Source organism: Streptomyces sp. NPDC002577 (assembly GCF_053594815.1).
The window spans coordinates 37,552-50,208 of the sequence record NZ_JBSFWK010000032.1 but is presented as its reverse complement, the minus strand read 5'-3'; the positions used below and the strand labels follow the sequence as shown (position 1 = coordinate 50,208).

The 12,657-nt window shown below is 70.1% G+C and carries 14 protein-coding genes; 12 read left to right on the top strand and 2 right to left on the bottom strand.

Annotation, left to right across the window (positions count from 1 at the left end; genetic code table 11):
- A complete protein-coding gene (locus tag ACWD4J_RS30595) occupies positions 1-405 on the bottom strand; it encodes a cupin domain-containing protein (RefSeq protein ID WP_451398689.1) in 405 nt (134 codons plus the stop codon).
- A 217-nt stretch (positions 406-622) separates the two neighbouring features.
- Between ACWD4J_RS30595 and ACWD4J_RS30590 the strand changes: the two genes are divergently transcribed.
- The 12 genes from ACWD4J_RS30590 (at position 623) to ACWD4J_RS30535 (ending at position 12,115) form a co-directional block, all read left to right on the top strand.
- Positions 623-1,213, top strand: a complete 591-nt coding sequence (locus ACWD4J_RS30590; RefSeq protein ID WP_451398738.1) for a carboxymuconolactone decarboxylase family protein — start codon at positions 623-625, stop codon at positions 1,211-1,213.
- A gap of 47 nt (positions 1,214-1,260) precedes the next feature.
- Complete coding sequence (locus ACWD4J_RS30585; protein ID WP_451398688.1) at positions 1,261-2,772, top strand: sugar ABC transporter ATP-binding protein; 1,512 nt, start codon at positions 1,261-1,263, stop codon at positions 2,770-2,772.
- Positions 2,769-3,785, top strand: a complete 1,017-nt coding sequence (locus tag ACWD4J_RS30580; RefSeq protein WP_451398687.1) for an ABC transporter permease — start codon at positions 2,769-2,771, stop codon at positions 3,783-3,785. Before ACWD4J_RS30585 ends, ACWD4J_RS30580 begins: the two co-directional genes overlap by 4 nt.
- Before the next feature lie 92 nt (positions 3,786-3,877).
- Positions 3,878-4,867 (top strand): sugar ABC transporter substrate-binding protein, encoded by a 990-nt coding sequence (locus tag ACWD4J_RS30575; RefSeq protein WP_451398686.1) that lies wholly within the window; start codon positions 3,878-3,880, stop codon positions 4,865-4,867.
- A gap of 176 nt (positions 4,868-5,043) precedes the next feature.
- A complete protein-coding gene (locus ACWD4J_RS30570) occupies positions 5,044-5,955 on the top strand; it encodes a LysR family transcriptional regulator (RefSeq protein ID WP_451398685.1) in 912 nt (303 codons plus the stop codon).
- Between the two features lie 160 nt (positions 5,956-6,115).
- Entirely contained in the window at positions 6,116-7,036 is a 921-nt protein-coding gene (locus tag ACWD4J_RS30565; protein WP_451398684.1) for a VOC family protein, read from the top strand.
- 74 nt (positions 7,037-7,110) lie between these two features.
- Positions 7,111-8,580, top strand: coding sequence for an NAD-dependent succinate-semialdehyde dehydrogenase (locus tag ACWD4J_RS30560; protein WP_451398683.1), 1,470 nt, complete (start codon positions 7,111-7,113; stop codon positions 8,578-8,580).
- Positions 8,577-9,377, top strand: coding sequence for a fumarylacetoacetate hydrolase family protein (locus ACWD4J_RS30555; protein ID WP_451398682.1), 801 nt, complete (start codon positions 8,577-8,579; stop codon positions 9,375-9,377). Before ACWD4J_RS30560 ends, ACWD4J_RS30555 begins: the two co-directional genes overlap by 4 nt.
- 23 nt (positions 9,378-9,400) lie before the next feature.
- Positions 9,401-9,772: a VOC family protein gene (locus ACWD4J_RS30550; protein WP_451398681.1), complete on the top strand. Its 372-nt coding sequence runs from the start codon at positions 9,401-9,403 to the stop codon at positions 9,770-9,772.
- 25 nt (positions 9,773-9,797) lie between these two features.
- Positions 9,798-10,583 (top strand): alpha/beta fold hydrolase, encoded by a 786-nt coding sequence (locus tag ACWD4J_RS30545; RefSeq protein WP_451398680.1) that lies wholly within the window; start codon positions 9,798-9,800, stop codon positions 10,581-10,583.
- Complete coding sequence (locus tag ACWD4J_RS30540) at positions 10,580-11,059, top strand: GlcG/HbpS family heme-binding protein (RefSeq protein WP_451398679.1); 480 nt, start codon at positions 10,580-10,582, stop codon at positions 11,057-11,059. Before ACWD4J_RS30545 ends, ACWD4J_RS30540 begins: the two co-directional genes overlap by 4 nt.
- A gap of 3 nt (positions 11,060-11,062) precedes the next feature.
- Positions 11,063-12,115: a methionine synthase II (cobalamin-independent)-like protein gene (locus ACWD4J_RS30535; RefSeq protein ID WP_451398678.1), complete on the top strand. Its 1,053-nt coding sequence runs from the start codon at positions 11,063-11,065 to the stop codon at positions 12,113-12,115.
- 66 nt (positions 12,116-12,181) lie between these two features.
- On the opposite strand, the gene ACWD4J_RS30530 is transcribed toward ACWD4J_RS30535, so the two are convergent.
- A complete protein-coding gene (locus ACWD4J_RS30530; protein ID WP_451398677.1) occupies positions 12,182-12,469 on the bottom strand; it encodes a putative quinol monooxygenase in 288 nt (95 codons plus the stop codon).
- Between the last annotated feature and the right edge of the window lie 188 nt (positions 12,470-12,657).

Here is a 12,657-nt window from a genome sequence, read left to right as displayed (position 1 = left end):
TCACCCCATCTGATCCTGATCCGACAGATGCTCCACGGTCACTCCGGTCTCGGTGAACGTACGCGTCACATGGCCCGATGTGTACACCCACAGGATGCGCAGGGGACGGTCGCCGATGTTGCGGAACAGGTGCGGGACGGGTGACGGGACGTACGTCGTGTCGAACTGCTCCAGCTTCGTCACCTCGCCGTCGACCACCACCTCCGCCTCGCCCTCGAGGATCGTTACGTGCTCGTCGCAGTTGTGCGAGTGCAGCGGCGCCCCCGAGCCGACCGGATAGACGCTCATCCCGCTCGTGATCCGGTTCTCACCGTCCGCGGACAACGTGGTGATGAGGGGAGTCGTCACGACCGAGCCTCCTCGGTCGAGGAGAGGCACGGACGCGGCCTTGATGATGACGGTCATCCGGAGTTCCTTTCAACGGCGTTGCGTCGACCGACGTTAGGTGCCCTCCCCGTGAATGACTGCCTTCTGGCGTGCAGGTTTACCTTGCGCTCCGGGAGGGGTGAGGTTCTCGCCGCCGCGGGTACGGTCAGCAGCCGTCGCACGGCGAAACCGGACCGTGCCCGGATTGCGAAGGCGGATCTCGGCCATGAGGCTCCCCGTACTCACCGATGAGGATATGAACCCGCGCCAGAAGGAGCTGGCCGAGCGGATCGCGGGGCGACGCGGTGCCGTTCGCGGCCCCTTCCGGGTCTGGCTGCACAGCGCGGAGATGTGCGAACGAGCCGAGTCACTCGGTGCGTTCGCCCGCTTCGACTGCAGCCTCCCCAAGCACCTGCGCGAGCTGACCCTGCTGATGGCGGCCCGCAACTGGGACGCCCAGTACTCCTGGAACGCGCACGTGCACCAGGCGATCGAGGCCGGCATTCCGGAGGCCGCCGTGAAGGCGATCGCCGAGAAGCGCGAGGCGCACTTCGAGGACGAGGCCGACGCGGCCTTCTACGCCTTCTGCCGGGAAATCCTGGAAGAGCACTTCGTCTCGGACGAGACCTTCGCCCGCGCCCACGCCCACTTCGGCTCCCGCGGCCTGGTCGACACGATCGGCGCTCTCGGCAACTTCACGATGCTCGGGATGTGCCTCAACACCTTCCAGGTGGACCTCCAGCCCGACCGGGAGCCCCCCTTTCCGGACATCCGCGGCTACGCCCGCGTGGCCCCCGGCGGTGCCACGGCCGAGGCGGCCGCCGACGGGGACGGCGCACGGCTGTGACCGCCGCAGCAGTTCCGCACAGCCGCTGTCAAGGAGGGACCGAGGTGATGGCGACGGCAGCGGACGAGGGCCGCACGCCCCTGGTACGGGTACGCGGCGTCACCAAGAGGTTCGGCGGCGCGGCCGCGCTCAAGGGCGTCGGCGTGGAGCTGTACCCGGGTGAGGTGCACGCGCTGATGGGCATGAACGGGGCCGGCAAGTCCACCCTCGTGCAGGTCCTGTGCGGCGTCCACCAGCCCGACGAGGGAAGCCTCGAGGTGTCCGGCCACGCGCACTCCTCGCTGACCGTGCGCCGCGCCAGGCACCTCGGGATCAGCATGGTTCCGCAGCGCCGCGAGCTGGCCATGGGGCTCACCGTCGCCGAGAACGTCATGCTCGGCGCGCTGCCCAGGCGGCGCGGCGCCGTGCACTGGTCCTCGGTCCGCCAGGAGGCGGCGCGCGCCCTGGCCGACCTCGGTATCGACATCGACGTCACGCGCCCGGCCGGCGAACTGACCGTCGCCGAGCAGACCATGGTCGAGGTGGCCCGCGAGGTCCGCCGCGGCGGCCGGGTCCTGATCCTGGACGAGCCCACCGCCTGCCTCGGGGCCAAGGACGCGGCACGCATCCGGGAGTTGGTGCGCACCCTGCGCGACGAGGGCGTCGCCGTCGTCTACATCTCCCACTACATCGACGAGGTGATGGCGGTCGCCGACCGGCTCACCGTCCTGCGCGACGGCGAAGTCGTCCGCAGCGCGCCCGCCGCCGACCTCGACCCCGCGGGTCTGGTGCGTGCCATGGTCGGTCGCGAGGTGGTCTCGCAGCGCCCCGAACGGCCCACTCCGAAGGACGAGATCGGACTCTCCGTGCGCGGCCTGAGCCAGGGCCGGTCCATCCGGGACTTCGCGGTCGACGTGCGCAAGGGTGAGGTCGTCGCCGTCCTCGGGCCCGCCGGGGACGCCCAGTCCCGCCTGTTCGACCTGCTCTCCGGGCGGACGCGGCCCGAAGGCGGCGAACTGAGCGTCGACGGCAGGCCCGTGCCGCTCGGCCGGGTCGCCGCGTCGCTCTCCGGCGGCCTGCGCTGCGTCACCGGCGACCGCCGTGCACTCGGCCTGGTCCAGGGCCTGTCCGTGGACGAGAACCTGATGCTCGCCGATGACCGCTTCCACCGCAGGCGGCTGCACCGGCGTGGCGAGCTGGCTCGCCGTGCGGCCCCCCGCCGAAGGAGCTACGGCGTGGTCACGCTGGGCGGTGACCCGCCGGTCGGCAGCCTGTCCGGCGGCAACCAGCAGAAGGTGCTGCTCGCCAAGTGGCTGGAGACCAGCCCTGCCGCCTGCTTCCTCGAAGACCCCACCAACGGCGTGGACGTGGCCGCCGTGGCGGAGATCCACACCCTCGTCGACGAACTGGCCTCGCGCGGCGTCGCCGTACTGCTCGCCTCCTCATCGGCGGAGGAGGTGATGCGCCTTGCCGACCGGGTCCTGGTGGTCCGGGCCGGGCGCACCGTCGCGGAGTACGACATCACCGCCATCACCCACGACGAACTCGTCGCCACCGCACTCGGAGGACAGCACCAGTGAGCCTCAAGACCCCCGCCGCCGCCCCGGACACGGAGGCCGCGCCGCCGGAGCGCACCGCATCCCGTCTGACGCCCAGGTCCCTGCTGCATGTCCCGCACGGCGGCCTCATCGTCGTCCTCGTCCTGGTGGCCGTGTTCACCGCCCTGCAGGCGGACTCGTTCACCAGCTCGCAGAACCTGCTCAACGTCACACGGCAGATCAGCGTGACCGCCGTCATCGCGGCCGGCCTGACCCTGCTGATGACCGCGGGCGGCATGGACTTCTCCATGGGCAGCAACGCGGCGGTCACTCTGTCGGTGGCCGCGCAGCTCCTGTCCAAAGGGCACTCCACGGCCGTGGCAGTGGTGGTCAGCCTGCTTCTTGCCGCCGTGATCGGCTTGGTCAACGGGCTGGTGGTGACCTTCACCAGGGTCGCGCCGTTCGTCGCGACGCTGGCCACGGCCATGCTCCTCGACGGTGTCGCCCTGCTCGTGCTCAACGGCGAGAGCATCTCCATCGGCGTCAAGATGTCCGCGCTCGGCAACTCCAGCCTCCTCGGCATCCCGTACCTGGCGATCGTGGCGCTGCTGGTCCTCGCGGTGATCGGCCTGGCCATGCGGTTCACCACCTTCGGCCGGGACGCCTTCGCGATGGGCGGCAACGAGCACGTCGCGCGGCTGAGCGGCATCAACGTCTCCGGGCGCAAGCTCGCCCTGTACGCGCTCGCCGGCGCACTCGCGGGGCTGGCCGGACTGATGCTGCTCTCCCGGCTCGGCGCCGCCGCCCCCAACACCGGAGGCCTGCAGCTCCAGCTCACCGCCGTCGCAGCGGTGGTGATCGGCGGCACCTCGCTGGCGGGAGGCCACGGCACCGTACCCGGCACGATCCTCGGCGTGCTGCTGCTCGGCGTCGTCGCCAACGCCCTCAACCTGCTCCAGGTCAACAGCTACTACCAGTTCGTCGTGACCGGCGCGGTGCTGCTGCTCGCCGCCATCGTCAACGAGTTCCAGCGCAAGTCCGCGCCGGGCCATTGAGGGCGCGCGGCCCCGTACGCACAACTCGCGGTCCTTGTCCGCCCATTCCGTGCCCGCACCTTCTCTTCAACGATGCAGGAAAGGCCAACTCCATGAAGCCCACCGCCCGCCCCCTCCCCCACGCTCGAATTCGCTCGCGCGGGGGGACCCCCATCACCGTCGTGGCCTCGCTCGTCGGCGCCGCCGCCCTGGTGCTCTCCGGCTGCGGCTCCGAGTCCGGAAGCGGGAGCGACGATTCCATCACCCTTGGATTCGTCAACGGCGCCAACACGCACTTCCACTCGTGTCTGCTGAAGTCCATCGAGCAGACGGCCAAGGAGAAAGGGGCCAAGGTCTACTCGGCCAACTCCAAGCAGGACGCCGGGACCGAACTGTCCAACATCGAGGACATGATCTCCCGGAACGTGGACGCCCTGATCGTGCAGACCGTCAATGTCGACGCACTGGAAGGCGACATAGCCAAGGCCAAGAGCGCCGGCATTCCGATCTATCTGACTTCTGTGGCCACTGACGACATGTCGAACGTGCTGGGTGCCGCCGTGGTCGACCTGAAGAAGGTCGGCTCGCTGGACGCGGGATGGATCGCCGAGGACGCCGGGGGCAAGGACGTCACGGTCGGCATCGTCGCGGGCGCCCCGGGCGCAGCCTCCGACCTGCTGGTCGGCGGCTTGAAGGGAGCGCTGCCGGCCAACGCGAAGGTCGTCGCCAACCAGCCCGGCATGTTCAACCCGGCCAAGGCGCAGGACGTCGCCGAGAACATGATCCAGGCCCATCCCGATCTCGACTACGCGTTCGTCGCCAACGAGGAGATGGCCCTCGCCGTCCGCAAGGCCTTCGACGCCGCCGGCGCCAAGGACGTCAAGATCGTCTCCGTGAACGGCACCGAGGACGGCATCGCGGCCGTCAAGTCCGGGGAGCTCTCCGCGACCGTCGCCAACTCTGCCCTGGTCATCGGGCAGACCGCCGTCGAGCGCACGGTCGACCTTCTTGGCGACAAGAAGGTTGACAAGGTCAGTAAGGTTCCCCTTACTTTGATCACGAAAGACAACCTGGACGAGGCGCCGCAGTACTGCCCGAAGTAATGCCGGGTGCGGTGCGCCCGTCTCCCTGCACGGCAACGGCTCCGCCGGACAAGGCGCCCCGCTCCTCCCGGGCGCGGGCGGCAAAGCGCCGCCCGCGCCCGTCGGCACCACCCGCACCACCCGTACGTTCGACCGGCCCCGGATCTGTTTCAGCCGCGGGGGCAATGGAGGGACCCATGGACCGCCTGCTCGTCATGCACAGCTTCGTCACCGTCGCCCAGGTGGGCTCGTTCAGCGGTGCGGCGAAGAAGCTGGGCTCCTCCGGGTCTCTCGTCTCCCGGCACGTCGCGGAGCTGGAACGGCAGCTGGGCGTACGCCTGGTCAACCGCACCGCCCGCTCGGTGAGTCTGACCGAGCCGGGCCAGCGCTACGCGGCCTTCGCCGCACGCATACTCGACGAAATCGACACCGAGGACGCCGGCATAGCGCAGCTCCACGACCGCGCCGAGGGAACACTCAGCATCATCTGCCCCAAATGGATAGGCAGCCTGGACCTGGGCGACGCGATAGCCGCGTTCTCCGCGGCCCACCCGAAAATCCAGGTCCGCTTCGAACTCGGCGGAATGTCGGACCGTACCTACGACTTTCTGGACAGCGGATTCGATGTCGCCTTCCACACTCGTGACCTGAGGGATTCCAGCGTCCGGCTGAAGAAGATCGCCTCACTGCCGTTCGTACTCTGCGCCTCCGGCGACTACCTGGCCGCCAACGGAACGCTGCAGGAGCCCAACGACATCGGCGCCCACGAATGCCTCGTGCACGTCAACGACCCCGTCTGGCGCCTCGGCCACGGACACACCTCGACCCTGCACAAGATCCGCAACATCTCCTTCCAGTCCAACTCCTACATCGCGCTGCAGAAAGCAGCCGTCCACGGCCGCGGCATCGCCCTGCTGCCCCAGCGGCCCGCCTACGACGACCTGGTCTCCGGCGCCCTGGAGGTCCTGCTCCCCGCCGTCCCGGTGCCGGACCGCCCGCTGTACGCGATCTACGGTCCCGGCCAGGCGACGCCCCGCAAGATCGGCGTATTCCTGGAGTTCCTGACCGACTGGTTCTCCAGGAATCCCATTCCGAGCATCAAGAGGTGAGGAAGGGTGCCGCGTTCGCAAACATCGTTTGCACACCCTGCGCCGCGCAGCCGTTGAGGCTGCCTGACGGCACATCTAAGATCACCGGGAATCCGTGGCCGGGAGTATTCCTCGGCAGTGAACGGGAAATCCCCGGCAATGAACGGAAAATGAGGAACCGATGGGCATCCAGCGCATAGAGGCGGTCACCTACAGCATCGAGAACCTCGAGGAATGCATCCGTTTCTTCACGGACTTCGGCCTTTTCCTCGTGGAACGGACCGATGAGCACGCCGTATTCGAGACGCTCGCCGGCCAGACCCTCCACCTGGAGACCCGGCCCGGCCCGTGGCTCCCGGAGCCCGTCGAGCCGGGACCCACCCTGCGCGAGGTGGTCTGGGGCGTGGACACGCCCGAGGAGCTGGACCGGCTGGTGGCCGGGTCGGGGCGCGACCGCACCGTGCGCGAGAGCGCCGACGGCGTCCACCACACCGTCGACGAGACCGGCTTCGGCGTCGGCCTCACCCTCGCCCGGGCGCGGGGGCTCGCCGTCGAGCCCCGCCCCGGCAACGTCTCGGGCAGCGTCCGGCGGTGGAACACGGCACTGGAGACCATCGGCCAGGTCCGTCCGCTGCGCATGTGCCACGTCGCCCTCAACATCCCCAAGCAGGGCCGCGAGGAGGCCGTCGCCTTCTACACCGAGCGGCTCGGCTTCCGCCCCACCGACGTCGTCGAGCCGATGGGCGTCTTCATGCAGGCCCCCGGCGACGACGACCAGCACACCATGCTGCTCTGCCACCGCCCCGACCGGGCCGGGGTCAACCACGTCGCCTACGAGGTGCCCGGCTTCGACGACGTCATCGAGGGCGGCAACCACATGATCGACAGCGGCTGGCGCGAGGCCCGCAAGCTCGGCCGGCACACCATCGGCTCCAACGTCTTCCGCTTCCTGCACGCCCCGTGCGGCGGCCGCGTGGAGTACGCGGCCGACATGGACCGCGTCGACGACAGCTACGAGACCCGCGTGCACAAGACCGCGCCTCCCCACACCATCTGGGCGCTGCGCACCAACCGCGACGCCGAGGCCCCGGCTGCCCGCTGAGCCGATCCGGGCAAGGCGCGCGCCGCACCCGGTGCCGCCCCCATTCTTCGCGAGCCTGAAAGGGCATTGCACCCATGAGCACTGAGACCGTGACCGAGACCGGATATCCCACCGTCAACCTGTACATAGCGGGTGAGTGGTGTCAGGGAGGCGGCGGCCAGACCGCCCCTGTCATCAACCCCGCAACCGAAGAGGCGATCGGCGAGGTCCCGCTCGCCACCACCGACGACCTGGACCGTGCGCTCGCCGCCGCCGAAGAGGGCTTCCGCACCTGGCGCGACACCCCGATCGCCCGCCGCACCGCGATCCTGCACCGGGCCGCCGACCTGCTCACCGAACGCGCCGCCGAGGTCGGCCGGATCATGACCCTGGAGCAGGGCAAGCCGCTCGCCGAGGCCACCGGCGAGGCCCGCCGCGTCGCCGAAACCCTGCGCTGGCACGCCGACGACGCCCGACGCGCGTACGGCCGCGTCATCCCCTCCGAACCCGGCACCCTGCTCACCGTGCGCCGCGAGCCCGTCGGCCCGGTCGCCGCCTTCACCCCCTGGAACTTCCCGGCGGGCGGGCCGATGCGGAAGATCTCCTCCGCTCTCTCCGCCGGCTGTTCCATCATCATCAAGGCCTCGGAGGAGACCCCCGCCACCGCGTGCGCGCTGGTGCGCTGCTTCGCGGACGCGGGCGTCCCGGCCGGCGTGCTCAACATCGTCTTCGGAGAGCCCGCCGAGGTCTCCGCCCACCTGATCGCCTCCCCGGCCATCCGCCTCGTCGCCTTCACCGGCTCGGTCCCCGTCGGCAAGCTGCTGGCCGCCCAGGCCGGGCAGGTCATGAAGCCCACCCTGATGGAGCTGGGCGGCCACGCCCCGGTGATCGTCTGTGCGGACGCCGACCCCGCCGAGGCCGCCCGCCGCGCCGCCCAGGCCAAGTTCGCCAACGCCGGGCAGGTGTGCACCTCGCCCAGCCGCTTCCTCGTCCACGAGAGCCTCTACGAGGACTTCACGGCCGAGTTCGTGAAGGCCGCCGAAGCGGTCGTCGTCGGCGACGGCCTCGCCGAGGGCACCAGGATGGGCCCGCTCGCCAACGACCGGCGCCTGGCCGCACTGGAGCGCCTCACCGCCGACGCCGTCAAGCGCGGCGCCACCGTCCGCACGGGCGGCACCCGCCTGGAGCGGCCCGGCTACTTCTTCGCGCCGACCGTCCTGACCGACGTCCCCGCCGACGCCGAGCTGATGATCGAGGAGCCCTTCGGCCCGATCGCCCCCATCGTCCCCTTCACGGACCTGAACGAGGCGCTCGCTGTCGCCAACTCTCTCCCGTACGGCCTGGCCGCCTACACCTTCACGGAATCGGCCGCCACCGCCGAGTACGCCACCCGGGAGCTGGAGGCCGGCATCCTCTCCGTGAACCACTGCGGCGGATCCGTCCACGAGGCGCCCTCCGGCGGCGTCAAGGAGAGCGGTTACGGGCGCGAGGGCGGCCCGGAGGCCCTGGACTCCTACTTGATCACCAAGCGCATCTCGCACCGGCTGGGAGCGCCCGCTGTATGAGGTACACCCGGATCGAGATCGACGGGCAGCCGACTTGGGCTCGGGTCGACGGAGACGTACTCGAGCTGCTCTCCGGCTCTCCGCTCGACTGCATCCCGCAGGTGACCGGCAAGGTCCCGGTGGCCGGCGCGCGCTGGCTGCCCCCGGTGGTCCCGTCCGTCTTCTACGCGGTCGGCATGAACTACACCCGGCACATCGAGCACGCCCGCGCCCTCGGCGACACCAAGGCGGTCATCCCCGAGCGCCCGGAGATCGGCTACCGCGCCAACAACGCGCTCACCGGGCACGGCTCGCCCATCGTCAAGCCCAAGGAGGTCACCGGCCGCTTCGAGGCCGAGCCAGAACTGGTCGCCGTCATCGGCCGCACCGTCCGCCACGCCACGTACGACGAGGCCCGCGAGGCCGTCTTCGGCTGGACCATCGGCAACGACGTCAGCGCCCGCACCTGGCAGCACCAGGACCGCACCTTCTGGCGGGCGAAGAACAGCGACACCTTCAAGCCGATGGGCCCCTGGATCGAGACCTCCGTCGACGCCCTCGCCCAGACCACCACCCTGCGCGTGAACGGCGAGACACGGGCCGAGTTCGCCACCGGCGGCATGGTCTTCGACCCCTACGACTTCATCGTCGAGATGAGCCGGCACCTCACCCTGCACCCCGGCGACGTCCTGTGGATGGGCGCCGAGGCCACCTGCCAACTGGAGCCCGGCGACACCGTCGAGATCGAGATCAGCGGCATCGGCGTGCTCTCCAACCCCGTGCACGAGGAGCCCGTCGAGGAGTCGGTCCTCCCCTGAACACCCCTGAAAGGAAGCAAGCGATGAGCAGGGAACCCCGCTACATCCACCACGTCAACTTCCCCACCACCGACCCGGACCGTACCGCCGAGTGGTACGCCAAGGTCTTCGGGATGAAGCGCATCCAGCCCAAGTCCAACACCCGCGTCGTCCTCATGACCCGCGGCAACTTCGACCTGCACTTCACGCCGGTCGAGGAGATGGAGCGGATGGCGCCCTACCACTTCGCCGTCGAGGTCGACGACTGGGACGAGTTCCTGGACCACCTCAAGGAGCTGGGCATCCGCCACACACGCCCGATCGAGCGCCCCGAGAACCAGTCCAAGTTCTGCTACATCCACGACCCCGACCACACCATGATCGAGCTCGTCTACCACGCCAAGCGCCCCAACTGACCGCAGCTCGCTAGGAGTTACCCCCATGCCCTTCGCCGACTCCGACGGCACCTCCATCTACTACGAGCGCCACGGCAGCGGTCCGGCGATCCTGCTCGTGCACGGCTCCGGCGGCCACCACGCCGCCTGGTGGCAACAGGTCGCGGCGCTGCGCGACGAGTTCACGGTCGTCACCGTGGACCTGCGCGGCTTCGGCACGTCTGAATCGTCCATGCCGGAGTTCGACGGCCAGGACTTCCCCGGCGATCTTGTGGCCGTCCTCGACAAGGAGGACCTCACCGACGTGATGCTGGTGGGTCAGTCCATCGGCTCCGTCGCCGCCCTGCGCGCCGGACTCACCCGCCCCGAGCGCGTGGACTCCGTCGTCCTCGGCCACTCCCTCGGCTCCATCGCCCACCCGGAGCTGACCGAGCTCGCCAAGGCCGACCGCGCCGAGGCGGTGAAGCTGCCGGTCATCGACCGGCTGCTCACCAAGCAGTTCCAGCAGGACCGCCCCGATCTGACCTTCCTCTTCCACCAGATGGGCACCTTCAACGTCGCCAAGATGGCCGACCTGCGCAACCTCGACACCGACGGCCCGACCCTCGACGAGATCAAGGCCTCCGGGCTGAAGGTCGCCTTCCTCGCGGGCGAGAAGGACGCCGTCCTGAGCGTCAAGACCGTCCGGCGCGCCCACGAGCTGGTCGAGGGTTCGCACCTCGAGATCGTCGAGGACGCCCCCCACTCCATGTACTGGGAGGCCCCCGAGAAGTACAACGCCGCGGTCGCGAAGCTCCGCCGCCTGTTCACCACGCAGAAGGAAGCAGCATGAGCAAGCTCACCCTCGACGGCGCCGAAGAGATCATCGACGCCTGCTTCAAGCGCGGCCAGGCCGTCGGCAAGGCGTTCAGCGTCGCCGTGGTGGACGCCGGCGGCTTCGTCGTCGCCATCCGCCGCTCGGACGGCGCCCGCCCGCTCACCCCGGACATCGCCCGCGCCAAGGCCTACACCGCCGCGGTGATGCAGCGGCCCGGCAAGATGCTGAAGAAGTGGCAGGAGAGCCAGCCGGTGTTCTTCTCGCAGCTCTCCCAGCTGCCCGGTGCCGCGCTGCCGATCATGGCCACCGAGGGCAGCGTCACCATCAAGAAGGACGGCGAGATCATCGGCGGCCTCGGCGTCGCCGGCGGCACGGCGGGGGAGGACCAGCAGGTCGCCGACGAGGTCCTCGAATCCCTCGGCTACGAGCTGGAGTTCCCTGCGTGGGGCGTCGCGGGCAAGCCGGCCGAGAACTCCGGAAAGGGCGTCTGAGCCATGGCGGATACGTTCAACTACCGCATCGACCACCACGGCAGCCTGGTGCGTCCCGCCGAACTCCTCGCCGCCCGCGAGCAGTTCGCCCGCGGCGAGATCGACGAGGCGGCCTTGCGCGAGGCCGAGCTCGGCGCGGTGAAGGAAGCGGTGGTCCTCCAGCGCAAGCTGCGCTCCACGGTGGTCACGGACGGCCACTTCCCGCGTGAGGACTTCCGCAGCGCCGTGTTCGACGGTGTCTCCGGTTTCCGCCGTACGGAGGAGACGGTGGACGGCCTGCCGCACTGGATGGCCGAGTCCCTGCCGAAGGCGAAGGGACCGCTGCTCGCCGACTGGGCGGGCACGGTGGCCGGCCTCACTCAGATCGCCGCCAAGGCATCGCTGCCATCGCCCGCGTATCTTGCCGCCACCTGCTTCGAGCCGGGTCTCGCCGGCTCCGGCGGCCCCGCATCGGCGCGCGAACTCGGTGAGGCGCTTGCCGAGATCATCCAGGCCGAGATCGAGCTGCTCGTGGCGCGCGGCGTGAAGCTCATCCAGCTCGACAACCCGCTCCTGCTCGCCCAGACCGCCCCCGAGGCCCCTGCCCCGGGAACACTCTCGTTCGAGGACGCCCTCGCCGTCGAGGCCCTGGCCGTCCGTCTCGACACCCGCCCCGAGGGCGTCCGGATCGGCCTCTGCGCCGGCTGGGAGGCCCCCGCCGCGGTGGACCGCGCGAAGGCCGAGCAACTGTACGGAGCTGTGCCGGCGGACCGCTGGGTCCTGCCGTACTACCAGGACACCCCGGCCGAACTGGACCTGCTGAAGGCCCTGCCCGAGGACCGGGACGTGTGCCTCACCGTGGTCGACGCGTCCGTGCCCGAACTCGAGGACATCGACACGGTGATGACCCGTATCGACGTCGCCGCCGAGATCAAGGACATCGAGGACATGGCGATCGCGCCCTCGCGCGGCTTCGCGGACTCGGCCTCCCGTCCGCTGCTCGGCGCCGAGGACCAGCGGCGCAAGCTCGTCCTGGTCGAGACCCTCGCCCGCTACTGCTGGGGCAACGAGTTCTGACACGGTGGCAGCAGCCGGGGCCGGGGGGCGTGTCCGCCGCCCGGCCCCGTGGCCTGTCCGCCGGTCCTACAGAACCTCGGCGAACGTCACCGTGCGCTCGGTCAGCAGGGGCCGCACCGTGCGCACGATCAGCTCGTCGAAGTGGTCCGCGGCCGCGTGCGCGTCGAACCCGGCGCGGTCCTTGTACTGCTCGTACAGCACGAACCCGCCCGGCCGGCCCTCCTCGGCGTGCACCTCGTACGCCAGGTTGCCGGGCTCCGTCCGCGTGTGCTCGCGCATCTTCAGCAGCGCGGCGCGCACGGTGTCCTCGTCGGCGGGCTCGCAGCGGTAGTGGGCGACGACTGCGTAAGCCATCGGTCTCCTCCTTGATCCAACGGTCTTGATCTACGGGATCGGGCCCGCCGATTCCAGCACGGGCCGCGCGCCGTACGGCACGCGTGCAGCGCAACCAATGCCTGCCGCCGCGGGGCTGGTGGCCCCGCCCCGACATGGTGTGTTGTCGCATCCGGCCCGTTCGGCCGCTCCCTGTGCAGACCGCGGAC

Bases quoted from the DNA above. Each gene is read 5' to 3' on its own strand.
- ACWD4J_RS30545 (WP_451398680.1), top strand. From the start codon at position 9,798: ATGCCCTTCGCCGACTCCGACGGCACCTCCATCTACTACGAGCGCCAC.
- ACWD4J_RS30550 (WP_451398681.1), top strand. From the start codon at position 9,401: ATGAGCAGGGAACCCCGCTACATCCACCACGTCAACTTCCCCACCACC.
- ACWD4J_RS30540 (WP_451398679.1), top strand. From the start codon at position 10,580: ATGAGCAAGCTCACCCTCGACGGCGCCGAAGAGATCATCGACGCCTGC.
- ACWD4J_RS30555 (WP_451398682.1), top strand. From the start codon at position 8,577: ATGAGGTACACCCGGATCGAGATCGACGGGCAGCCGACTTGGGCTCGG.
- ACWD4J_RS30560 (WP_451398683.1), top strand. From the start codon at position 7,111: ATGAGCACTGAGACCGTGACCGAGACCGGATATCCCACCGTCAACCTG.
- ACWD4J_RS30565 (WP_451398684.1), top strand. From the start codon at position 6,116: ATGGGCATCCAGCGCATAGAGGCGGTCACCTACAGCATCGAGAACCTC.
- ACWD4J_RS30595 (WP_451398689.1), bottom strand. From the start codon at position 405: ATGACCGTCATCATCAAGGCCGCGTCCGTGCCTCTCCTCGACCGAGGA.
- ACWD4J_RS30585 (WP_451398688.1), top strand. From the start codon at position 1,261: ATGGCGACGGCAGCGGACGAGGGCCGCACGCCCCTGGTACGGGTACGC.
- ACWD4J_RS30575 (WP_451398686.1), top strand. From the start codon at position 3,878: ATGAAGCCCACCGCCCGCCCCCTCCCCCACGCTCGAATTCGCTCGCGC.
- ACWD4J_RS30530 (WP_451398677.1), bottom strand. From the start codon at position 12,469: ATGGCTTACGCAGTCGTCGCCCACTACCGCTGCGAGCCCGCCGACGAG.
- ACWD4J_RS30570 (WP_451398685.1), top strand. From the start codon at position 5,044: ATGGACCGCCTGCTCGTCATGCACAGCTTCGTCACCGTCGCCCAGGTG.
- ACWD4J_RS30590 (WP_451398738.1), top strand. From the start codon at position 623: ATGAACCCGCGCCAGAAGGAGCTGGCCGAGCGGATCGCGGGGCGACGC.
- ACWD4J_RS30535 (WP_451398678.1), top strand. From the start codon at position 11,063: ATGGCGGATACGTTCAACTACCGCATCGACCACCACGGCAGCCTGGTG.